The organism is Avibacterium sp. 20-129 (assembly GCF_026226845.1).
Lineage (GTDB): Bacteria > Pseudomonadota > Gammaproteobacteria > Enterobacterales > Pasteurellaceae > Avibacterium.
The window spans coordinates 417866-440427 of the sequence record NZ_JAKKOE010000001.1; the positions used below are offsets into that span (position 1 = coordinate 417866).

The following is a 22562-nucleotide window of genomic DNA, read 5'->3' on the forward strand; positions in this document are numbered from 1 at the left end:
ATGAAGAATAAATATTTATATCACTTATTGATTGCATTAGATCAGCTTGCTAACGCAATCTTCGCAGGTGCTGCTGATGAAACAATTTCAAGTCGTTGCTATCGTGGTGCGATGAAAGGTAAGAAAAAGTGGGTTATTGCGGAAAAAATCGTAAATGCGCTGTTTTTTGATTCCCAACATTGCAAAACCGCATTTGAATCAGAAATCAAACGCCGTCAGTATCCTGCGGGATTTGGCAAAATCTAAAAAAATATAGCGAGGTAAGCTATGCTGCAACATAACTTACCTCGGCTCAAAGCAATCTGGACTTGCATTGAACGGCTGCTATACCCTTAGTTCGAGGGCTATTGCAGAATAACATAAATCAGTAAAACAACGAAAATATTTAAACTTGTTTGTTTCGCAGTTTTCTTGATTGTATTTCGCAGTTTTTTTGGCTCGCAACAACCCGAGTGGGTAGAAAAATGATTTAAAACTAAAAACAGACAAAATGGGGGTAAAGATTTTAAGATTTTTGACCGCACTTTTCATTCTCTTTTCCATAAAAAAGGCTGCCTGAAAACTTAAAACCAACATGTTCAGGCAGCCTTTCAACCGCTTAAATTTAAAAAAAAGTAACCGCAGCATCAAACCCGACTGCTTTTTAAACCTGCCTTGCCGTTTTGCCAAAGCGTCCGCCACAAAATCCGCCACGCCGATGTGTTTGGGTCTGGCTTTTTCCCAACGCCCATGCGTGCCATTTGATACATATACCAGCCCATTTCCAGCACCGACCCCATTTTTTCATCAATTTTGGCTGCCCCTGTGGCAACGGGCTTGAGGGCAATCGTTTGGTATGTTCCAGCTTGGATTTGATTGGGTAAATCAGGCACTAACGCAAACGGGCGTGCCACGCCGACAAAATCGAGCTCACCGCTTGTTAGTGCATCATTCATCGCACTTTGCGAACGAAATCCGCCCGTAACAATCAGCGGCACTTGGCTGACCGTGCGTGCTTTTTGGGCGTAATCCAAAAAATAGGCCTCACGTTTTTGCGAACTTGCCTTGCTTGACAGCATCACAGGGCTTTCATAATTACCGCCAGAGACTTCAATAAAATCAATCCCAAGCTCACTTAATTTGGCAATCACCTGCACCGATTCGCTCTCATCAAAGCCGCCTTTTTGAAAATCGGCGGAATTGAGTTTCACCCCCACCAAAAATTCAGGCTGCACCACTTCCCGAATCGCTTGATAAATTTCCACCAAAAACCGTATACGATTGTCCAAACTGCCGCCATATTCATCATCACGGCGGTTGTGGTGGGGCGATAAAAATTGGCTAATCAGATAGCCGTGTGCCGCATGAATCTGCACGCCTGAAAAGCCTGCTTGTTCGGCAAGCTGGGCGGTTTTGGCAAACTGCGCAATCAAGGTATGAATTTCGGGTATCGTCAAAGCTCTGGGCGGATGAAAAAAGCTTTCCATGCCGCTAAGTGGCACGGCACTTGGGGCGACAGGTTCGGCGTTTAGGGCTTTGGGCGATTGTTTGCCTGCGTGGTTGATTTGCATGATGAGCAGGGTGTTGTCTTGCGTGCCTGCTGTTGCCCATTTCTTGAGCATCGGCAAGTCGCGGTCATCAGATAGCACGACATCATCTGGCGAACCTTTGCCTTGCTGGCAAATCATCACATTGCCCGTAACCAGTATGCCCGCACCACCTTTTGCCCAAGTGTCGTAGAGTTTGACCAGTTTATCGCTGACATGGTTATGGACGGCAAGCTGCTCTTCCATTGCGGATTTAAAAAAGCGGTTTTTGGCGGTTTTGCCGTTTTTAAAAGTGAAAGATTCAAATAACATCACTTGGATTTCCTTGTAAGAGAGTTTATAGGTTTAAGAATATAAACCCATAAGGTTAAAAATAAAACAGCCTTAAGACTTCACGCCGTTTTAGGCTGCCTGAAAAGTGCTACACCACAATTTTGCTGATTTTCCACGCTTGTCCATTATGGATTAAGGATAGCGTTTGACCGATTTTCCACACTTTTCTTATGCCATAAATGCTGGCATCTGTTTCGCCACGCACATACATCTTGGCATGTTGTCCATCGACCGTAATTTCACTCAATTGCTTATGATAGGAGTAATAATGAAAAGTGCCTTCTTGAATGAATTGCACATAATCCGCCAATGATTGCACAGTGCCTGTAACGTGCGTCAGCGTAAAATCGCTTTCGGTTAATCGGTAAAGAGTGTCAATATCGGACTTAATAACCGCCTGCATATAGTCATCAAAAACTTGCTCAATCAGGCTTTGTTCTGTCATTGCCATATTATTCATTTGGGCTTTTTGAAGCTAATTTGCTTTGTGTTTCACTTATCATAAAATGAGCCACACGTTTTTGAATCAGCCACTTATCATCTTGTTTAATAAAGTCATCAAGATAACGCACCGAATGGGTTTGAATTTCAGTAGCATTTGCCAATTTCACCATGCAATACAAGACGGCACTTGCATGAGTTTTGCTATGAAAAGTTACCGTATGCTGACCGTTTGAGTGATACATGGTGTCAAACTGCTTGGTAAAATCGGTAAAAACCCGCTCAATCTCTTCGTGTCCCTGCATTTCATACACCAATTGACCATTGATGTGCGTATTGACCACCGCATCAGGGGTAAAGAGTTGCACAACCTGTTCGTGAATCCGCCATTCGTCCGCTAAATTAGAGAAGGTATCAACGACATCACGCAGTGCTTGGCGGTCTAATAATTGCTGTAATAAAGGGTTCATGATTTTTCCTTATAAAAAGTCTTTTGGGAAGTCTAAAAACTTTATCCTATCTGTAAGCTATCCGCTCCAGCCACAATGCGCTTGCAATGACTCAACCAGTGCTTTTAACAAAAGGGCAGAATCCTCCAAAGTCGCAAAATAATAACGCTCCTTGCCCACTTGCGTAACCTGCACCAGCCCCGCCTGAAGCATAAGCTTTAAATGGTGCGACACCGCAGGACGGGATAAATGGATTTTTTCGGTAAGCTCATTCACATTTAATTTGCCGTGAATAATCAATAAATCCAAAATCTCGTGGCGGTTTTCGTCCGCCAAAATGGAAAAAGTGGGGATACATTGTTTTAAGATGGCTTTGGTTTGGGCTGACATAGGGCAGATGGGCAACTTTTTCGTTTAAATTTAAGCGACTATAATATTCTGTTTATAGGTTTAAAAACTTAGACGCATTGTACCTTAATTCATCAGCACGGTCAAGCCTTTTTAGATAATCGGCACCATCATCACGATGAAAAACTTGGGTAAAATCAGCACGGCTGCTATTTTCTGCTGATTTTAAGACTTGCCAAAGCATCGAGCGGTTTAAAACGCTATTTTGACGTTTTCAGGCAGCCTGATTCTTTGACTTTTGCCATAAAAACAAATCCATTACCGCAAAATTTCGATAAACCCTATCCAAAATCAGGGCTAATCAGTAAAGCACTAGTATGCTAAAATCATCCATAAATTTATAAAAACACAAGGATAAAAAATGAACCCTTTAAACGAACAAAAAGCAGGGCTAATCTACGCCCTCATCACCATGCTGATTTGGGGCTTAACCCCGCTTGTCTTTAAACTGCTGCAAGGCGTTGGGGCGGCAGAAATCATCGTCTTTCGCATTCTCTTTTCTTTATTGCTGCTGCTTGTTTTTATCAGCCTAAACAGGCAGTGGCAGAGCGTCAAAACCGTTATCGGCAGCAAACGCAGCCTGCTACTGCTTTTGATGAGCGGCAGCACCATTGCCCTTGCTTGGGGCATTTATATTTATGCCATCATTACAGACAGAATGGCCGATGCCGCCCTTGGCAACTTCATCGCTCCCATTGTGCAGATGGTGCTGGGCTTTTGGCTGTTTGGCGAACGCTTAAGCCCTGTGGGCAAAACCGCCTTTGTGCTGGTTATTCTCGCCGTTGCCCTAGAAATCTTTTTGGCAGGCAACTTGCCGTGGATTGCCGTTTGTTTGGCGGTTTTTACCGCACTTTACGCCACTTTGCGTAAAAAAGCCGCTGTCGGGGCGATGGCAGGATTACTGGTGGAAACCACGCTGATGCTGCCCTTTGCCTTGGGCTATCTTGCCTATTATCCGACCCATTTTGCTTTTGATTTAACGGGCTTTTTGCTCTTTTTGTGCGGTGTACTGACCTTGGTGCCGCTCATCACCTTTAACCTTGCCGCCTTACGCCTGCCGCTCAACACCCTTGCCATGCTGCAATACCTCACACCCTCGCTTGTGCTGATGCTTGCCGTCTTTGTCTATCACGAACCTGTCGGCGGTGCCAAACTTGCCGCTTTTGCCCTAATATGGCTTGCGATTTTCTTGGTGAGTGTTGAGGGGGTGAGGAAGAATCGGAGAAAAATGGTTAAAAGATAAAACTTTTTGACCTGAGTGTTGGAGTTGGTTTTTTCTTAACCACTCAGGTTAAAAATAAAAAATGGCCTTATTTTACACCGCACTTATGATCTCACGTGTTCCGAAAATTCCACAATATTTGGCAAGATGATTAAATATGAGAATGAGCAGAGAACGTCTGCTCATTAGAAGTCAATGTTGAAAGCCGATAATGCGATGTAAATCTGTAATTTACTGATGTCGATAGTCATTCGCTTGTTGTAATAATTGACGACTTTCTTTAAGAAATTGTTCTGAATAATCGCCAAACCAATCACGCACTTTTTCAAATGCGTTGATAAAACCTTGTTTATCGCCGTTTTCAAAAAAAGTGAGGCTTTCTTCATAACTTTGTTTTAGGCTTTCGATCACTTCAAGGTTTTCGGGTTTATCCATAATAATATCGGCATATAATGCCCCATCTTGAGCGAATAGACGCCCAATCATGGCTAATTCTAAGCGGTAAATGGGGGAAGATAATGCTAATAATTTAGCTAATTCCACGGGTTGTTTGGATAAATGTAGCCCATTGGCGAAGGTAGCAAAATGGCGTAAAGCTTGAATATAAGTCATACTTTGATCGTGTTCTGCCGCATCCACTTGATAAATCTTCGCGCCCCAAATGCTGATTTGATCTAACAGCCATTGATAGCGCTCAGGATAACGCCCATCACAACGCACAACAACTTGTTTTGCCATACTTGCAATATCTGGCCCGAACATTGGGTGCAAGCCCACTACTGCCCCCTTATGCACTTCTAGCATTTTAGCTAGCGGGGCTTTTTTCACCGATGTGAGATCGGTGAGTAGCATATTTTCGGTTAAATAAGGGGCAAGGCGTTCGATGGTTTCTACTGTGTTTACGATGGGTACAGAGACAATGACTACATCTGCACCCGATAGAATCTCATCTGCTTGGCACCAATCATTTCGCCCTAAATTTTCAACTTGATAGCCAGAAAGCTGTAGATAACGCCCGAATAATCCGCCTAGCTTTCCGTTTCCGCCAACAATAACAATTTTTTTAATGTTTGGATTAACGGTTTTAAAACCAAATTGATTTTCTCTGGTGTAAGATTCTCGCATTAAACGACGTAGTACATCTTCGATTAAATCAGGCGGTACACCAAGTTTTTCTGCTTCTTGTCGTCTTGCTTGCAACATTTCTGCTTCACGATTTGGTACATAAATAGGTAAACCTTGTTGATGTTTTATTTCTCCCACTTTTTTTACCAATGCCAACCGTTTCGCGAATAATTGCAATAATTCTTGATCTAGTGTATCAATTTCTGTACGCAGTGCTTTTAGGGCGTCCACATTGTTGTCCTTATTTACAGTTTGGTTATTTCTCGCTCAAGTCTTGTGCCATTTGGCGTAATAATTTTTCACTCGTTTCCCAATCAATACAAGCATCGGTAATGGATACGCCGTATTGCATTTCACTTATCGGCTGTTCCGCACTTTGATTACCTGCATTGATATGGCTTTCTAGCATCACGCCTATAATTGATTGGTTGCCATTGACAATTTGCTGCGTAACGTCTTGCGCCACAATTGGCTGACGACGATAATCTTTATTGGAATTACCGTGACTACAATCCACCATAATTGCCGGTGCTAAGCCAGCTTTTTGCAATTCTTGTTCGGCTTGTTGAATAAATTCGGCTTGATAATTTGGCACTTTACCGCCACGCAGAATAATATGTCCGTTTGGATTGCCTGCCGTGTTGAGCAAATTTACCTGCCCTTGTTGGTTGATTCCAATAAAACTATGCCCCATTGCCGAAGCATTCATTGCATTAATAGCTGTTGCAATGCTACCATCTGTGCCATTTTTGAAACCTACCGCCATTGACAAGCCTGATGCCAATTCACGGTGTGTTTGTGATTCTGTGGTTCTTGCCCCAATAGCCGACCAGCTAAATAAATCCGCCATATATTGTGGTGTGATAGGATCAAGGGCTTCAGTAGCAAGCGGTAAGCCCATTTCTGCCAGCTCTAACAATAATTGGCGTGCAATATGCAATCCGTGTTCCACATCAAAACTACCGTCAATTTTCGGATCATTGATTAATCCTTTCCAGCCGACAGTCGTACGTGGTTTTTCAAAATACACACGCATCACAATGTAAAGCTGATTTTTTAATTCATCTGACAAGGCTTTCAATCGTTTTGCATAATCCAAGGCAGAAATGGGATCGTGAATGGAACAGGGTCCGATCACCACTAATAAACGATTATCTTTTTTATGAATAATATTCGCAATATCCGCCCGCGATTGCTCAATTTGATGAGATAAATGTTGTGGTAATGGCAATTTTTCTTTCAGTTCGTGTGGTGTAATTAGCACTTTTTCATTAACAATATTCACATTATGAATGCTATCTTTGTGATTTACGTGGTTCATTTTTCTTTCCTACTCACTCTCAGGGTGTAAATTTTTATATACAACATATGTAACGCATAAATTACACTTAAACTAAGAGAAATTCAACTTGTTTTACACGAAATTTACAAAATGGTGCGAAATTTTTGCCAAATAGGTGGCACGTTTTCCGGCAATTCAAGAGATCGTCCTAATTCAATCCAGCCACAAGGAAAATGGAAATCTGACCCAACAGAACCAAGTAAACCTTGTTCAAGCGCCCAACGCGCCAGCAATAATCGTTGATCTTTCGTTTGCCCACAACCCGAAACCTCAATTGCATCACCGCCGCTTTGGGCAAAATCTGTAATCAGTTTTTTGAGCCATTTGGTGGTTAAAGTATAACGCAGAGGATGCGCCAACACCGCCATTCCGCCCGCTTGGTGAATAATTTCAATCGCACTAGGAATATCCACCCATTCCGCTTTGACATAAGCAGATTTGCCTTGCCCAAGATAGCGTTTGAAAGCCTGATTAATATGAGAAACCTTACCAATTTCCACTAAATAGCGAGCATAATGCGCGCGGGTTACTTCGCCTTGAGTGAAGCGCTTTGCCCCTTCAAAAGCATTTTCTATTCCTAATTTTGCTAATTTCTCGCCAATTTCCATTGCTCTTGCTAAGCGTTTTTCTGCTTGCTGTTGCAAAAGTGCGGTCATTTTTTCGTGATTTTTATCAAAATCCAATCCCACAATATGAATAGCGCGATTTTCCCATTGCGTCGAAATTTCCACCCCATTAATCAGCGTAATACCTAATAAATCAGCCTGTTCTTGTGCCTCCGTTAAACCTGCAACGCTATCGTGATCAGTTAATGCCAATACGGAAACCTGATTGTCATAAGCACGTTGTACGACCTCTTTAGGGCTTAATACCCCATCGGATGCCGTGCTATGACAATGTAAATCGTAAATCTTTTGCATTGTTGTTCCTAAATAAAAAAGTGCGGTACTTTTTTTGTAATTTTTCCGCTTTAAGTTAAAAAGACGTAAATTGTCAAACTAACTGTAACACTTTATCAAAATAAACTTCATAAGGCGTTTTCCAGTTTAAACATTTGCGTGGTCGGTGATTTAATTTATCGACCACGGCTTGTATTTGTACTTCCGAAAAGGGTGTAATGTCTCGACCTTTCGGAAAATACTCCCTCAGTAAACCGTTCGTGTTTTCATTTGTTCCTCTTTGCCAAGGTTGGTGGGGTAATGGAAAGTAAAATTCAACCTGAAGTCGTTCCGTTACCTGCTGATGTTTTGCAAACTCCTTCCCTCTATCTGGGGTAATGCGCTCTAAAGGCTGATTGTGCAAGGCTTCACTCATTACCTTAGTAACGCTTTCTGCTCGCTTTGCGGGCAATTTTCTGACGAGGGAAAAACGGCTTTTTCTATCCGTCAAGGTCAATAAACAGGCTTTGCCTGCTGCGCCCAACACCGTATCAGCTTCCCAATCGCCTAAACGGCTTCGCTTGGTCGTTCGGTTAAATGATGACTAATAGGGATTTTTCCGCGTTTTTCTACATAGTCATTGGTATGCCGCCTTTTTCCACGATGACGGAATTTCCGAATAGCCCCTCTTGCCCCGTGCAATAACCCTTTCTCATCAAACCACCCTGCATAAATCCCTCGGTAAATACTGACAAAGCTAATAGAAGGCACGCTTTGTTCGTATTTCAAACGAGAGGCAATCTGCTCTGGCGACCAATTCTCTTGTAAGAACTTTCGCTTAACAAAATCAAACAATTTCGGGTCGGCTAACTTTCGCTTGGGTTTACATTCTACCCGTTGTTGTTGATAGTGTTCTTGAGCCGATAATGCCGCATATTCGCCCTGACAGCGCCTCAATTCTCGTGAAATGGTCGATTTATGTCGTTGTAATCGCTGAGCAATCTGGGTGATTGTTTTGCCTAATGCGTGAAAAACCATTATCTTTTCACGCTCATAAAGTGTAAGATGTTTGTAGGTGTTCATAAGTTCTCATCAGTGATTTTGTTGTGCTAAACAAATTATCGTCGATTTCCTTATGAACACTTTTTTATTTGCTGCAGTTCGATTTTAAATTCAGCCTTTAAGGATTTCTATTACTGGATCATAATTATCATTACTTATCGAAATAAAAGATGCTTCATTTAGGTAAAACTCCTCTTTTAGTTTTTCTAATTTATTTTTCAAAGAAGTATCATTAAAGGTTAAGAATAGCATGTTTTTATTCTGCTTTTGACATATAGATATCTCCTTTTTTACCCAGTCACTCTTTTCTAGAAAGTTTGAAGTTACTATAAAAATGCCAAACTTACACAGAGAGATGCCATTATAAATTTTTTCATATAATTGCTGATCATTATGCTTATCATCTAAGTTAATTTCATTGCGATCTAACCAGATAGGTATTTCTTTAGTACATAAATAATCACTTAAAGGCAAAGCAATTGAAGTTTTATCAAAAGATGAATGACTAATAAAAACAGCAGGAGTTTGATACTTAGTAGTTTTATATTGAGGATACTTTTTTTCAAAACAAGAACGCAAGTTAGATGATGACATTAAAAGATCGTTACATTCATAAAAAAAACTAGCGACTTTCTCGGGAAAAATAAAAAGATTATCAAAGAAGAATAAGGAAAACTCATCAACAAATGTCAATATATTTCCACTCATGGATATCTCACCTAAAAATATGTTATGGGTAACATCCCTCTCATCGTGATTATTTTTCAACCAATCATTAAACTCGTTCTTATTTAGATAAGCTGTATCTATTGTTACGAATATAAACACCTCTAATCCCCAAGGGTTATTATTTACTTTTACACCAATCCCTGTTACTTGGTTTTCATCAAATTCACCCACAATACTACAAATAAAATCCCTATCATTATTCCTATTAAAATAATTTCCTTTAAATATATATGTTAATTTATCCATTATACAATCTCCTCTAATTTAAGAATTACTCTTTCTCATAGGTCTGCTCATATCATACTTGCAATTTTCTCTATCATTAAATGTGAACTCTATCAATAATCTTAAGCTATCGACTGTAAGTTCACTCCATTTTACTACTGATATTTTAGATTCCATTTTAAGTAGGTTATCTATGATTCTATCAGGTAAATAAGGATATCGTTTTTCGAATTCCTCTCTAGAATCAATAGAAATCCAGTTTTGAATTGAGGGGTAAATATGTTTCTTTTCTTCTGCACCGTGAGCTGCTGTAATATATTTAGGATTAATTGAAGGTAATTGAATAATAAGAATACCAGATTTTTTATTTTTCTTGCCATCATACATGCTAGAATATAGCTCCCAATCAATATGCTTTCTATTTTTCGTTTCAACACCAACAAGTAATATTGTTACAGTAGTATCTTTTAAATATTCATCTCGGATTTTTTCACGAATTATTTTATCTGGTAGTGTTTCATCAATATCTCCTATATCAATGGAGCCATCAATAAAGATATTTTTTTCATTATTAAGCTTAAGTAAATATTCTTTAGCCCATTGATCTTTGTCATGATGATTAACTAATAAATACTCTATGTATAGCCATCATAATTCAGCCTCTTTTTGATAAATTTTTAATACCTTTAATAATTAAATGAACACACTCATCAATAAAGGGCGTTATCATTAACTTTTCATAATCTTCTCTTAATAATCCTACTCGTTGAGCAAGCACTTCAATCGATATATTTTCAATTGCAAATTTAATCTCTTCATAATTAGCACCATGATTATTTTGAACTGCTATATTTTGCAGCTCTATATAAGAAGTATTATGAGAAATTTGCCATTCTTCTGTAAACTCCTCTACAATACTCTTATTTTTAATTGAATTACATAATTTACTCGTAAGCCCTCCTAATCCTCCGATTAAAAAAATAGGTTTTTCTTTTCTTAAAGAAATCAAAAACTCTTCTAAAACCCCCGGCATTTTTCCTAAATAATTTTCAAACTTCCCTCCTGCGAAAATTCGTACATCGGAAGACAAAATTGACTCCTCTCTCATTGTAGTAAGGCATCTAGACCAAATATATTTATTTTCAGGACAATTTGGCTCAAGAAACAGGTTTGAATCATTAATTATCCCTGCAATATCATTAGGAATATTTACAGATATTGGATTTATAACCGTTTTATAACTAGCATACCATTTCATATTTTCCTTTTTTGTATATAATGGCCAAGATAAATAATTTTCTACAAATAACTTTTCTACTTGTAAACGATCTCTTAATACTGCAGCTTCATCAAGAATAAATTGAGTAAACCCATCATCTCGTAAATCACCACCATAAATAAGAGTATGTTTATTTGCTAATAAATGGCGCGCTAATGATTGAGAGAATCGTTTAAGTTCATCTAGATCTTGGTGCTGGCTCTCATAACCATCAGGAAGATAATCTGAAATAGATAGTCCGATGCGGAATTTTTTATCATCATCTCTTTCATATGCCGATGTCCATAAAGGGGTAGAAACAGTAATATTAAAATGATTTACCCATTCCATTTCTTCTTTATATAAAGGAGGTTCAGGATAACAAACCGCCAAACGTTCCTTTTTCTTTAAACTATCAATTAATTGCTGAATTTCCGGTGGCCTAGCAAAGATCTCTGCGGAGCTATCTATCCACCCCTGTTCTTGATAGTAACGTAATAATTTATGGGCATGTTCAAAACGTATAGTTTCCAATAAAGCTGCTATAAGTATTTTTAAAATATCTATTTCTCTTAAAGGCTCTACTGTCACATGCACACATGGAATATTTGAAGCTGCAGGAAAAACTCTATCCTCATATTCTTCTAAACTATTCACAAGAATGATAGGTCGTCTTTCCTTTTTTGCACTTAGAATTTCTCTCTGGCACCAGTACCTAGAAGAGTAATGATCACTTGCAATAGCAATAATTGTAGAATTTTTAATATGCCCTTCAATTTCTTGATCAAATTTAAACCCAGGAGATATTTGATTTGCATCAAAAAATCTTTGCATATTTGAATTATCTAAAAAATGTTTAATTGATTCCGCATGATTCAATCCTATATCACCTTTTTTGGCATGGCTTAAAAATAAACGAATAGAATGATAAATACCAAGACTGCCTGGTTGTGCATTTTTTAAGCCAAATCGATATATTTCATGTGAGAGAAATAAGATGGCATATTCTTTTTTAAATTCCTCAGGCCAATCAAATGCTCTAATACAATTGTAGTTTTTCAGACGGCCCGATGAAGTATGGTTTATTCCTGCTTGTTCAATTGCTATCGGTATGACATGATAGTCGTCGTCTTCTGGTAGTTCATTTATATAGGTCTCCCAATTAGAATCCATTAAAGTATTACAACTTATAAAAAGAAAAATCACATCTTTATTAGCAAGCTTTTCGGGCTTAGAAGGAAGGCATTTAAAGCTTTTTGAACTATATAAAAATGTTGGGATATTCAATTCTCTAGAAAAAGGACGTTCAATATCTCTTGTCAAATATCGGCGGAAATCCATTATTATGGAACGAATGTTATCGTTATCATCAGGATGCCAAACAAAATGAACTGCGAGAGGAGGAGTAATAGGAGTAACCATTTAAATCTATCCTTATATTGAGCACTAATTTCAATCAATGCTTATCAATGAGAGCTAGTGCAATTATTAATAAAATAATCACGATTATTATAAATATTCTTCGGAAACTTTTCTTTGAAAACTTCATGAACCTATTTTTTAATTCTGTAGTGATCCACTAATTTAACAGTCCCTGATAGGTTGTTTTGCTAAAGTGGGTGGTAATCCTTGATTGTAAGCATGAGGACGAACGGTATTATAATAAAATACATCATTCTTAATATCCTCCTTTGCAGCCGACAATGACGCATCCCCCCCTTTTTTTTAACATCCATTCGTATTTGAAACTTCTAAACCAACGCTCCATCGGTGCATTATCCCAACAATTGCCACGACTCATACTCTGGATTAATCCATGACGTTTCACACATTGCGTAAAGGGATAACTCCGATAAACACTTCCTTGGTCTGAATGAAATATCATCTCCTTTGTCCTTACTGTCGTCAGCATCGCATGATTTAATGCCTCAACGACTAACTCCGCATTATGCTTTCTTTGCAATCGCCAATCTACGACTTGACGTTGGGCTAAATTCAGCACAACTGTAAGATAATGCCATTCGCCATTAACCTTCAGATAAGTGGTATCACCACACAAGATGGAGGTCTGGGAATCTGGGCTAAATTTGCGGTTTAATAGGCTATTAAATGGCATCATTTGTTCCTCTGTGAGCGGATAAGTATAACGCTTCTTGTTTGCATAACCCCTTTGAACATGATCGTATAAATGGATGGAATGTTGCACGGAATATAGCAATGTCCATTTTTGCCCCGTTCATGCAGACAATTCAATAATGAATTTTGATAATGAACAGCATAGTTTAGCAATAAAATATCTAGGGGCTGTCCTAGATAACGACTAAAAACTCTATTTAGGTTAAAATGACTAAATGAGAAAAAGTCACTTAAGTCAGCATAAACAAAATAAACTCATTGAGCTGTTTGTCGCAGGTGTTACTGCAAGAACAGCTGCTGAGCGAGTAAATGTAAACAAAACGACGGTCGCGTATTACTTTTATCGCTTACGATTATTTATCTATCAAAACAGCTCCCATTTGGAAATGTTCGATGGCGAAATTGAAGCCGATGAAAGCTATTTCGGAGGCATTCGCAAAGGCAAACGAGGGCGAGGTGCAGCAGGTAAAACGGCTGTATTTGGGCTTTTAAAGCGCCATGGTAAGGTTTACACCATCGCGGTGCCAAATATACCCAATCTGCGACATTGTTGCCAATCATTCGCGAGCAAGTAAAGCCTGATAGTATTGTTTACACTGATTTCTACCGAAGTTATGATGTACTTGACGTGAGTGAATTTAACCATTTTCGCATCAATCACAGTACACACTTTGCAGAAAAACAAAATCACATTAACGGAATTGAGAACTTTTGGAATCAAGCGAAACGCCATTTACGCAAGTTTAACGGTATTCCTAAAGCGCATTTTGAGCTTTATTTGAAGGAATGCGAATGGCGTTTTAATAACAATAACTTAAAATCTCAAATTTCTATTTTAAAACAATTAGTTAAAGGGAATTTAACCTAGTCATCTAGGACAGCCCTATATCTATTGATCCTGAACATACATTCAGATTAGTCTAATTTAGACTGTACCCCATTTCCCAATCTACATGTTTACGCTACTATATATCTCCTACTTACTAATAAAATCCAGTGTGCTTTTAAATTAGCTATAAATACGATTGCTTACAACCAAGATCGCTATATATGACTCATACTTTTAGGCGGATCACATGCCTCATATAATGTTACTAATACAGTGATGATTTCTGTTTTTTCAAGGTTAGAGCACCTTAACCAATTCCTTAATTAACGTAGGGCCCTGATAAATCAAGCCTGAATACACCTGCAATAATTGTGCACCTGCCGCCATTTTTTCTTGTGCGCTAGCAATACTGTTTATGCCACCACTGCCGATAATCGGAATATCATCTTTTAATTCTTGATATAAACGAACGATGATTTGGGTACTTTTTTGCTGTAATGGCTTTCCACTTAACCCACCAATTTCATTGGCATTTTTTGAACCTTGCACGCTGTCGCGAGCAATGGTGGTGTTCGTTGCAATAACCCCATCAATCTTGTGACGTCGTAACGCGTCTGCAATTTGTACCAATTCAGATTCGGTTAAATCTGGTGCAATTTTTACCGCAATTGGTACATATTTATTATATTGGTTTGCCAAAATATGCTGACGGGCTTTAATGCTTTGCAATAAATCGTCTAACGCTTCACCATATTGTAACTGGCGTAAATCTGGCGTGTTGGGCGAGGAAATATTCACCGTAATATAGTCGGCATAATTATAGGCTTTATTCAAACAATAAAGATAATCTTCTTTACCGCGTTCAATGGGAGTGCGTTTATTTTTGCCAATATTAATCCCGATCACGCCATCAAAGCGTGCTTTCTTGACATTTTCAATCACCTCATCAATGCCCTGATTATTAAAGCCGTTACGATTAATAATGCCCTCTTCCTCAATTAAGCGAAATTGACGAGGTTTAGGATTGCCCTCTTGCCCTAAAGGGGTAACAGTGCCGACTTCAATAAAACCAAATCCCAATGCGCCAAAGCCATCAATGGCTTCAGCATTTTTATCTGCGCCAGCGGCTAGCCCAATAGGATTTTTAAATTTAATCCCCATAACCGTTTTTTCATTACCTTGTGGGCAAACGAACAACGCTTTAACCAGCGGATATAAGGCAGGTTTACCAGCAAGTTTTAATAGCTGGATCGTTAAATTGTGGGCATTTTCAGCATCAAGGCTGAAAAGTGCTTTTCGGATTAAAGGATACATATTCACTCGTTTATCTCACTGGATAGTTAAACTGCAAAAAAGTGCGGTCATTTTAACCGCACTTTGGTTGGATTATTGTAAGGCTTTTTCGATTTTTTCAAATAAATCCTTAGAGAGGTTTTCCACTTCGCTCAAGCGTTCTAAGGCGCGTTTCATCAAGGTTTGACGCTGTGCATCATAACGTTTAAAGCGAATCAATGGCTCAATTAATCTTGAGGCAACTTGTGGATTGGTGTCGTTTAAACGAATTAAAATATCCGTTAAGAAACGATAACCTGCCCCATCTGCAGCATGGAAAGCACGTGGATTTTGTCCTGCAAAACTGCCCACTAAAGCACGCACACGATTTGGATTATTAAAGTTAAAACTTGGATGATCCATTAGTTGCACCACAATTTGTAGCACATCAGTATCAGGTCGTGTTGCTTGCAAGGCAAACCATTTATCCATCACTAAGCCATCGTGCTGCCATTTTTGTTCAAAATCAGCCAATAACTCATCACGGCAAGGTAGCTGTGCTTTCGTTGCTACTGATAACGCCGCCAAACAATCTGTCATATTATTTGCATTCACATAGTGCTTATACACCAAATTATTGCCTAAATGGGTATATGCCAAATAATTTAGGCAGAGATTACGCAAAGCACGCAAGGCAATGTCTTGCTGAACCACACGATAATCTTCCAAATGAATATGCTGATAAATGCGGAATAACTCTGACTTCAAATATTCTGCTAAGGTACGTAGCATAAACTCACGCACTACGGCAATGCCTTCAGGATCAATGGTTTTAAACAGCTCGGCAAATTCGGTTTCTTTCGGTAAGGTAAGAATTAACGTGGTTAATTCTGGATCTTTCTGATGGTTTTCTAATACTTGACCTAGTGCGGTAAGAATTTCTTCTGAAAATTCAAGTGGTTGCCCTTGCTGATATTGTGATAAGTTACGACGTAACTCGTTACTAAACAACATTTGCGCTGCATCCCAACGGATAAAATCATTTTTCGCAAACTTCAATAAGGTAATCAACTGTTTGGTGCTGTAATCATAATCTAAACGCACTGGCGCAGAAAAATCACATAATAAGGCAGGCACAGGGCGTGAATAAATATTATGAAATTCAAAGGTTTGCGTCTGTTCTGTGACATCTAACACATCACTCACGACTTCACCATAATATTGCAAAGATTGGGCAATTCCTTGCTCATCATAAAGGGCGATTTTCAATGGAATATGTAAATTCACTTTATCCATTTGATCGGCGGTTGCTGGCGTATGTTGTGATACTTGCAAACGATAGGTATGCGAACGTTCATCATAGCTATCACTAATAGTGAGTTCTGGCGTGCCTGATTGACTATACCAACGGCGGAACTGACTGAGATCGATGCCATTCGCTTTTTCCATTGCCTGCACAAAATCTTCACAAGTCGCCGCTTTGCCATCATTTTGTGAAATATATTCTCGCATTCCTGCTTGGAAACCTTGTTCCCCTAGCAAAGTATGCAACATACGAATCACTTCTGCCCCTTTTTCATAGACGGTTACCGTATAGAAATTATTCATTTCAATCACTTTTTCTGGGCGAATTGGATGCGACATAGGGCTTGCATCTTCAGCAAATTGCACGGTACGCAAGAATTTCACATTATTAATCCGATTTACCGCCCGAGAGCCGGTATCAGAGGAAAATTCTTGATCACGAAATACCGTTAAACCTTCTTTTAAGCTAAGCTGAAACCAATCACGACAAGTAACACGGTTGCCCGTCCAGTTATGGAAATATTCGTGAGCAATCACGCTTTCAATGGCTAAATAATCTTCATCGGTCGCGGTTTGTGGATTGGCCAATACAAATTTATCATTGAAAATATTCAAGCCTTTGTTTTCCATTGCCCCCATATTGAAGAAATCTACCGCAACGATCATATAAATATCTAAATCGTACTCTAGCCCGAAACGCTCTTCATCCCATTTCATTGATTTTTTCAGGCTTTGCATTGCCCAATCGGCACGGTTTAAATTGCCCCGATCCACATAAAGCTCAAGTTTCACTTCGCGTCCGCTTTGTGTGGTAAAGGTATCTTGCAAAACATCAAAATCCCCTGCCACTAAGGCAAATAAATAGCTCGGTTTAGGGAAAGGATCTTGCCATTCCACCCAATGGAAACCATTATCTAGCTCACCGCTGGCAATACGATTACCATTAGATAATAAATAAGGGTATTTTGCTTTCTCGGCAGTGATTTTGGTAGTATAACGCGCTAGCACATCAGGACGATCGAGCATATAGGTAATTTGACGAAATCCTTCAGCCTCGCATTGCGTACAAAGGGCATTTCCTGACTGATATAAGCCCTGTAAAGAAGTGTTTTCCGCTGGATTAAGATAGGTAATAATTTCTAATTCAAATTGCTCAACGTTAAGATGCGTCAGATCTAAGCTTAACCCTTCACTATCTTGCTGATATTTCTTAAAATCTTCACCATTTAAACGAATTTCTGCAAATTGAAAACTATGCCCGTCTAAACGTAATTGTGTTGCCGCCGAATTTAGTCGCTGATATTGGCTTTTCGCTGTTACCACAGTTTTTTCTGGATCTAATTGAAAATCCAAGAAAATATCCGTTACGGTAAAATCTGGCGTGCGATAATCTTTTCTGTATTTAGCTTTTGTCTGCATATATGACACCTAGTATGCTTGTTTTTAAGAAGGTTATCCAATATGAAATCTTTATTAAGATTAGGGTAGAAAAATTGTTGCTAGGATAAGATTTTTAGCCCAAAGTTGCAAGGAAAACAAGCCACGCTATGTTCACTTAATCAGGTTATCTTGCTAATTTTTGGTCAATCAAGCAAACAAGGCAATCGTTTGCTTATAAAGCGTAAGCTATGCTATCCTAGTTCAGTTAATTTTTTATGAATAGGAAAAACTATGCCAAACCAAATCGCTGAAATTGCAATTGTAATGGGATCAAAAAGTGATTGGGCGACAATGCAAGAAGCCGCTCAAATTCTCACAGAGCTTAACGTGCCTCATCATATTGAAATTGTTTCAGCTCACCGTACCCCAGATAGATTATTTCAATTTGCTGAAAACGCCGAAAAGGATGGTTACAAAGTGATTATTGCGGGGGCTGGCGGTGCGGCTCATTTGCCGGGAATGATCGCCGCCAAAACCCTTGTTCCCGTGTTGGGCGTTCCAGTAAAAAGTGCAACCTTAAATGGCGTGGATAGTCTTTACTCTATCGTGCAAATGCCAAAAGGCATTCCTGTTGGGACATTAGCCATTGGTGCGGCGGGGGCAGCGAATGCTGGGTTATTAGCGGCACAAATCTTAGCCCGTTTTAACCCTGAACTTGCCACACGCTTACAGCAATTCCGTCAAAATCAAACACAAACCGTGTTGGATAACCCCGATCCGCGCGGTTAAGATGCAAAAAAAGTGCGGTCAAAATTTTGCGCGTTTTTAATCAAAAACAAACTGAAATCCCACCGCACTTTATTACTGTCACGCCGTCTATTTTCTTTGCTCTCTTCAGCTGACTTAGCTCATTGATTAATGTATCATTAACCACTTTAAATTTATTCTTTTTGAATTGGAAAACATTGATGACAGCCTTTAACCAAGAACTCATTCAACAAATTCTTGCAGATAACGTGACACATTCACTTCACACTCTAAAAGATTTCCTACGTTGGACATACAGTACCTTTAATCGCTCTGATTTATATTATGGACACGGTTATGACAACGCCTGGGACGAAGCACAGCAACTCGTATTAACCACATTACAGCTTCCGCCTGATTTACCTACGGAGCTTTATGACAGCCGTTTAACACAAAGCGAAAAAGCAAATTTGTTAGAACTGATTTTGGCACGCATTGAGCAACGTATTCCTGTTGCCTATTTAACCAACCGCGCGTGGTTTTGCGGATTAGAATTTTATGTGGATGAACGCGTGATCGTACCTCGCTCCCCTATTAGCGCTTTAATTGAAGAACGCTTTGCAGGGTTGCTTACCAAAGCCCCACAACGAATTTTGGATATGTGTACAGGCAGTGGTTGTATTGCAATTGCCTGCGCAAACCAATTCCCAGAGGCAGAAGTTGATGCGATTGATCTTTCCACTGATGCCTTAGATGTGGCAGAAATCAATATTATGCACCACAATCTCAGTGATCGCGTCTTCCCAATTCAATCCGATCTGTTTACTCATCTTCCTCAAGATAAATACGATCTTATCGTGACCAACCCACCTTATGTGGATAAAGAAGATCTTGATGAAATGCCTGAAGAATATCGTCACGAACCAGAAATGGCACTAGGCTCTGGCGTTGATGGATTAGAGATTACGAAACAAATTTTAAAATCTGCCGCTGATTATCTGGCAGATGACGGGGTATTAGTGTGTGAGGTGGGAAATAGTATGATCCATTTAATTGAGCAATTCCCTCACGCACCATTCCAGTGGTTAGCGCTAAAAAATGGCGGATTAGGCGTTTTTGCATTAACAAAAAAACAACTGGTTGAATTAAATCGCGCTTAATTATTTCCTAAAAAAATAAATGCGGTGGAAAAAATAGCCATTTCCCACCGCACTTGTATTTTCTTGCTTCGCTAGTTAGCCTTGATCTGACAATGCTGCAAGCTGATCGGCTTGATATTCGGTAATAATTGGTTGAATCAATTCATCAATTTTGCCATTCATCACTTCATCTAAACGATAAATCGTCAGGTTAATACGGTGATCCGTAACACGACCTTGCGGGTAGTTATAGGTACGGATTTTATCGGAACGATCTCCTGAACCTAATAAATTACGCCTTGTATCCGCTTGTTCTGCAGCTAATTTTTCTTGTTCCACTTGAACAATACGAGAAGCAAGCACCGACATTGCTTTGGCTTTGTTTTTATGCTGTGAACGCTCGTCTTGGCATTCCACCACGATACCTGTTGGAATATGGGTGATTCGTACTGCTGAATCAGTCGTATTGACGTGCTGTCCTCCAGCCCCTGATGAACGATAAGTATCAATACGTAAATCCGCTGGGTTAATTTCTGGCAATTCACTTTCTGGCAATTCTGGCATTACTGCCACTGTACAAGCAGAGGTATGAATTCGACCCTGTGATTCAGTTTTCGGTACACGTTGTACACGATGCCCACCAGATTCAAATTTAAGCTGACCATACACGTTTTCGCCACTGATTTTTACGATTACTTCTTTATAACCGCCCTGTTCGCTTTCATTTGCACTGAGCATTTCCACACGCCAACGTTTACTTTCTGCATAGCGGCTATACATACGGAATAAATCACCCGCAAAGATCCCAGCTTCATCGCCCCCTGTTCCTGCGCGAATTTCTAAATAGCAGTTGTATTCATCGTTCGGATCTTTTGGTAGTAATAAAATTTGCAATTGCGCTTCTACTTGCTCGATTTCAGCTTGGCATTCTTCAATTTCTTCTTGTGCCATTTCACGCATACTTGGATCATCAAGCAATAATTCTGCTTCTTCTATATTGCTGTTTAACTGTTTCCAACGTGCAAAGCATTTCACCACATCTTCGAGTTGTGCATATTCTTTAGAATAAGCACGAAATTTTTCTTGATCACTAATTACTGAGGCATCGCCAAGCAAGGCTTCTAACTCTTCGTGGCGTTCATTTAAACTATCTAATTTACTGATAATAGAGGGTTTCATTTGTTAACCTATAAAATCCACTGACAAAAAACGGCGACTATTCTAGCACGATTTCGGTTAAAATTTATAGCAATAAACAAAGATCGGCGTATTTATATCTAAAGAAAAATTTGCCCATTTTGCACCGCACTTAATAATTTGAGCATTTAAGTATTGGCTTTGTTTAAATATAAAAAATCTGTACCTCAAGTTCTTGAGCTTAACTCAGCGTTTGAGATACAGATTAGTAAAGTCGTCTTTTTAGGGTGAGATTATTTGCCAATCACATCCAATCCGCCCATATATGGACGTAACACCTCTGGCACAGTGATGCTGCCATCAGCATTTTGGTAGTTTTCTAGCACAGCAACAAGTGTACGACCAACAGCTAAGCCTGAACCATTTAGGGTGTGAACAAGACGTGGCTTTTTCTCCCCTTTCACACGATAACGTGCTTGCATACGGCGTGCTTGGAAATCCCACATATTTGAGCAAGAAGAAATTTCGCGGTAGGTATTTTGGGCTGGTACCCAAACTTCTAAATCATAGGTTTTTGCTGAGCCAAAGCCCATATCACCAGTACATAATAAGACTTTACGATAAGGTAAATTTAACAACTGCAACACTTTTTCAGCGTGGCTGGTGAGTTCTTCTAAGGCTTCCATTGATTTTTCAGGCTCAACAATTTGCACCATTTCTACTTTGTCGAATTGATGCATACGGATCAAACCGCGTGTATCACGCCCGTAAGATCCCGCTTCAGAACGGAAGCAAGGGGTATGAGCGGTCATTTTAATGGGTAATTGAGCTTGTTCTAAAATCTCATCACGCACTAGATTGGTTACTGGTACTTCGGCAGTTGGAATTAAGGCGTAAGGTTGCTCCCCTTCTAGTGGGTTGGTGTGGAATAAATCTTCACCAAATTTTGGTAACTGCCCGGTGCCATAGAGGGTGGCGTGATTCACTAAATAAGGCACATAGGTTTCGCTATAACCGTGTTGTTCCGTGTGTAAATCTAGCATAAATTGTGCTAACGCACGGTGCATTTTGGCGATCTGTCCTTTCATCACCACAAAGCGCGCCCCGCTTAATTTTACTCCCGCTGCAAAATCTAGCCCTTGTAAATGTTCACCTAAGGTAACGTGATCTTTCACTTCAAAATCAAAGGTTCTTGGCTCACCCCAGCGAGCAATTTCCACATTATCGTTTTCATCCTGCCCAAGTGGTACTTCATCAGCTGGAATATTAGGAATGCTGAGGGCAATTTCTTGTAGATCCGCTTGCACGTCATCAAGTTGGCTTTTTGCCATACTTAATTCAACGCCCATATTGTCCACTTCCGCCAACAATGGCTCGATATCTTCACCACGAGCTTTGGCTGCTCCAATGGCTTTTGAACGGGCATTACGCTCCGCTTGTAAGGTTTCGGTTTTAACCTGTAAGGCTTTGCGTTGTTCTTCTAATTCTGTAATACGTGCAACATCTAACTCAAAACCACGTCTTAGTTTTAATTTTTCAGCCACTTCGGCAAGATTATTGCGTAATAAATTTGCATCGATCATTTTGTTACCTTTAGAAAATAAATATGCTCAAAAAAC

Annotated in this window: 19 protein-coding genes and 2 pseudogenes; 5 read left to right on the forward strand and 16 right to left on the reverse strand. The window is 39.5% G+C overall.

All coding sequences use genetic code 11. From position 1 onward, the window contains the following. Entirely contained in the window at nt 1-246 is a 246-nt protein-coding gene (locus L5B90_RS01970; RefSeq protein WP_150538983.1) for a DNA helicase UvrD, read from the forward strand. 380 nt (nt 247-626) lie between these two features. Here L5B90_RS01970 and L5B90_RS01975 read toward each other — a convergent pair whose 3' ends face one another. The 4 genes from L5B90_RS01975 to L5B90_RS01990 all read right to left on the reverse strand — a co-directional run bounded on the left by L5B90_RS01975 (nt 627) and on the right by L5B90_RS01990 (nt 3139). After that, nucleotides 627-1838, reverse strand: a complete 1212-nt coding sequence (locus L5B90_RS01975; RefSeq protein WP_265762536.1) for an NADH:flavin oxidoreductase/NADH oxidase family protein — start codon at nt 1836-1838, stop codon at nt 627-629. Nucleotides 1839-1947: 109 nt separating this feature from the next. Further along, nucleotides 1948-2319, reverse strand: coding sequence for a nuclear transport factor 2 family protein (locus tag L5B90_RS01980; RefSeq protein ID WP_265762001.1), 372 nt, complete (start codon nt 2317-2319; stop codon nt 1948-1950). Beyond that, a complete protein-coding gene (locus L5B90_RS01985) occupies nt 2312-2770 on the reverse strand; it encodes a nuclear transport factor 2 family protein (protein WP_265762002.1) in 459 nt (152 codons plus the stop codon). Before L5B90_RS01985 ends, L5B90_RS01980 begins: the two co-directional genes overlap by 8 nt. 57 nt (nt 2771-2827) lie before the next feature. Next, nucleotides 2828-3139: an ArsR/SmtB family transcription factor gene (locus L5B90_RS01990; RefSeq protein WP_265762003.1), complete on the reverse strand. Its 312-nt coding sequence runs from the start codon at nt 3137-3139 to the stop codon at nt 2828-2830. Nucleotides 3140-3518: 379 nt separating this feature from the next. On the opposite strand from L5B90_RS01990, the gene rarD reads away from it, so the two are divergent. Then, nucleotides 3519-4400 carry an EamA family transporter RarD gene (gene rarD, locus L5B90_RS01995; protein WP_265762004.1) on the forward strand — a complete coding sequence of 294 codons (882 nt, stop codon included), beginning with the start codon at nt 3519-3521 and terminating at the stop codon, nt 4398-4400. A 210-nt stretch (nt 4401-4610) separates the two neighbouring features. Here the strand turns inward: rarD and tyrA are convergent, their stop codons facing one another. The 8 genes and pseudogenes from tyrA to L5B90_RS02035 all read right to left on the reverse strand — a co-directional run bounded on the left by tyrA (nt 4611) and on the right by L5B90_RS02035 (nt 13117). Continuing rightward, nucleotides 4611-5735 carry a bifunctional chorismate mutase/prephenate dehydrogenase gene (tyrA, locus tag L5B90_RS02000; protein WP_250364495.1) on the reverse strand — a complete coding sequence of 375 codons (1125 nt, stop codon included), beginning with the start codon at nt 5733-5735 and terminating at the stop codon, nt 4611-4613. A 25-nt stretch (nt 5736-5760) separates the two neighbouring features. Further along, nucleotides 5761-6825, reverse strand: a complete 1065-nt coding sequence (locus tag L5B90_RS02005) for a 3-deoxy-7-phosphoheptulonate synthase (protein ID WP_265762005.1) — start codon at nt 6823-6825, stop codon at nt 5761-5763. 104 nt (nt 6826-6929) lie between these two features. Next, entirely contained in the window at nt 6930-7766 is an 837-nt protein-coding gene (gene rnm, locus L5B90_RS02010; RefSeq protein WP_265762007.1) for an RNase RNM, read from the reverse strand. A gap of 73 nt (nt 7767-7839) precedes the next feature. Further along, nucleotides 7840-8807, reverse strand: a pseudogene (locus L5B90_RS02015) (IS30 family transposase). Nucleotides 8808-8897: 90 nt separating this feature from the next. Next, nucleotides 8898-9761 (reverse strand): toll/interleukin-1 receptor domain-containing protein, encoded by an 864-nt coding sequence (locus tag L5B90_RS02020; RefSeq protein WP_265762008.1) that lies wholly within the window; start codon nt 9759-9761, stop codon nt 8898-8900. An 18-nt stretch (nt 9762-9779) separates the two neighbouring features. After that, a complete protein-coding gene (locus tag L5B90_RS02025; RefSeq protein WP_326938238.1) occupies nt 9780-10379 on the reverse strand; it encodes a TIR domain-containing protein in 600 nt (199 codons plus the stop codon). Nucleotides 10380-10395: 16 nt separating this feature from the next. Next, nucleotides 10396-12420, reverse strand: a complete 2025-nt coding sequence (locus L5B90_RS02030) for a TIR domain-containing protein (protein ID WP_265762009.1) — start codon at nt 12418-12420, stop codon at nt 10396-10398. A 256-nt stretch (nt 12421-12676) separates the two neighbouring features. Continuing rightward, on the reverse strand, nt 12677-13117 hold the full coding sequence (locus L5B90_RS02035) for a DDE-type integrase/transposase/recombinase (protein ID WP_265762010.1): 441 nt from the start codon (nt 13115-13117) through the stop codon (nt 12677-12679). A gap of 232 nt (nt 13118-13349) precedes the next feature. Between L5B90_RS02035 and L5B90_RS02040 the strand changes: the two are divergent. Continuing rightward, nucleotides 13350-14002: pseudogene (locus L5B90_RS02040) on the forward strand (IS1595 family transposase). A gap of 258 nt (nt 14003-14260) precedes the next feature. On the opposite strand, the gene pyrD reads toward L5B90_RS02040, so the two are convergent. Beyond that, nucleotides 14261-15277 (reverse strand): quinone-dependent dihydroorotate dehydrogenase, encoded by a 1017-nt coding sequence (gene pyrD / locus L5B90_RS02045; protein WP_265762011.1) that lies wholly within the window; start codon nt 15275-15277, stop codon nt 14261-14263. A 72-nt stretch (nt 15278-15349) separates the two neighbouring features. Next, complete coding sequence (gene pepN / locus L5B90_RS02050) at nt 15350-17959, reverse strand: aminopeptidase N (RefSeq protein ID WP_265762012.1); 2610 nt, start codon at nt 17957-17959, stop codon at nt 15350-15352. A 252-nt stretch (nt 17960-18211) separates the two neighbouring features. Here pepN and purE point away from each other — a divergent pair, with 252 nt between their 5' ends. Both purE and prmB read left to right on the forward strand, forming a co-directional pair. Continuing rightward, nucleotides 18212-18709 (forward strand): 5-(carboxyamino)imidazole ribonucleotide mutase, encoded by a 498-nt coding sequence (gene purE, locus L5B90_RS02055; protein ID WP_265762013.1) that lies wholly within the window; start codon nt 18212-18214, stop codon nt 18707-18709. 179 nt (nt 18710-18888) lie between these two features. Next, nucleotides 18889-19827, forward strand: coding sequence for a 50S ribosomal protein L3 N(5)-glutamine methyltransferase (prmB, locus tag L5B90_RS02060; protein WP_265762014.1), 939 nt, complete (start codon nt 18889-18891; stop codon nt 19825-19827). 75 nt (nt 19828-19902) lie between these two features. Here prmB and prfA read toward each other — a convergent pair whose 3' ends face one another. Next, complete coding sequence (prfA, locus tag L5B90_RS02065) at nt 19903-20985, reverse strand: peptide chain release factor 1 (protein ID WP_250350397.1); 1083 nt, start codon at nt 20983-20985, stop codon at nt 19903-19905. A gap of 251 nt (nt 20986-21236) precedes the next feature. Further along, complete coding sequence (gene serS, locus L5B90_RS02070; protein WP_265762015.1) at nt 21237-22526, reverse strand: serine--tRNA ligase; 1290 nt, start codon at nt 22524-22526, stop codon at nt 21237-21239. Between the last annotated feature and the right edge of the window lie 36 nt (nt 22527-22562).

Excerpts from the sequence above, each read along its gene's own strand:
- L5B90_RS02020 (WP_265762008.1), bottom strand. The coding sequence starts at position 9,761 with ATGGATAAATTAACATATATATTTAAAGGAAATTATTTTAATAGGAAT.
- rnm (WP_265762007.1), bottom strand. The coding sequence starts at position 7,766 with ATGCAAAAGATTTACGATTTACATTGTCATAGCACGGCATCCGATGGG.
- L5B90_RS02005 (WP_265762005.1), bottom strand. The coding sequence starts at position 6,825 with ATGAACCACGTAAATCACAAAGATAGCATTCATAATGTGAATATTGTT.
- L5B90_RS01980 (WP_265762001.1), bottom strand. The coding sequence starts at position 2,319 with ATGAATAATATGGCAATGACAGAACAAAGCCTGATTGAGCAAGTTTTT.
- L5B90_RS01985 (WP_265762002.1), bottom strand. The coding sequence starts at position 2,770 with ATGAACCCTTTATTACAGCAATTATTAGACCGCCAAGCACTGCGTGAT.
- L5B90_RS01970 (WP_150538983.1), top strand. The coding sequence starts at position 1 with ATGAAGAATAAATATTTATATCACTTATTGATTGCATTAGATCAGCTT.
- L5B90_RS02030 (WP_265762009.1), bottom strand. The coding sequence starts at position 12,420 with ATGGTTACTCCTATTACTCCTCCTCTCGCAGTTCATTTTGTTTGGCAT.
- prfA (WP_250350397.1), bottom strand. The coding sequence starts at position 20,985 with ATGAAACCCTCTATTATCAGTAAATTAGATAGTTTAAATGAACGCCAC.
- L5B90_RS02035 (WP_265762010.1), bottom strand. The coding sequence starts at position 13,117 with ATGATGCCATTTAATAGCCTATTAAACCGCAAATTTAGCCCAGATTCC.
- pyrD (WP_265762011.1), bottom strand. The coding sequence starts at position 15,277 with ATGTATCCTTTAATCCGAAAAGCACTTTTCAGCCTTGATGCTGAAAAT.
- serS (WP_265762015.1), bottom strand. The coding sequence starts at position 22,526 with ATGATCGATGCAAATTTATTACGCAATAATCTTGCCGAAGTGGCTGAA.
- rarD (WP_265762004.1), top strand. The coding sequence starts at position 3,519 with ATGAACCCTTTAAACGAACAAAAAGCAGGGCTAATCTACGCCCTCATC.
- L5B90_RS01975 (WP_265762536.1), bottom strand. The coding sequence starts at position 1,838 with ATGTTATTTGAATCTTTCACTTTTAAAAACGGCAAAACCGCCAAAAAC.
- pepN (WP_265762012.1), bottom strand. The coding sequence starts at position 17,959 with ATGCAGACAAAAGCTAAATACAGAAAAGATTATCGCACGCCAGATTTT.
- L5B90_RS01990 (WP_265762003.1), bottom strand. The coding sequence starts at position 3,139 with ATGTCAGCCCAAACCAAAGCCATCTTAAAACAATGTATCCCCACTTTT.
- prmB (WP_265762014.1), top strand. The coding sequence starts at position 18,889 with ATGACAGCCTTTAACCAAGAACTCATTCAACAAATTCTTGCAGATAAC.
- purE (WP_265762013.1), top strand. The coding sequence starts at position 18,212 with ATGCCAAACCAAATCGCTGAAATTGCAATTGTAATGGGATCAAAAAGT.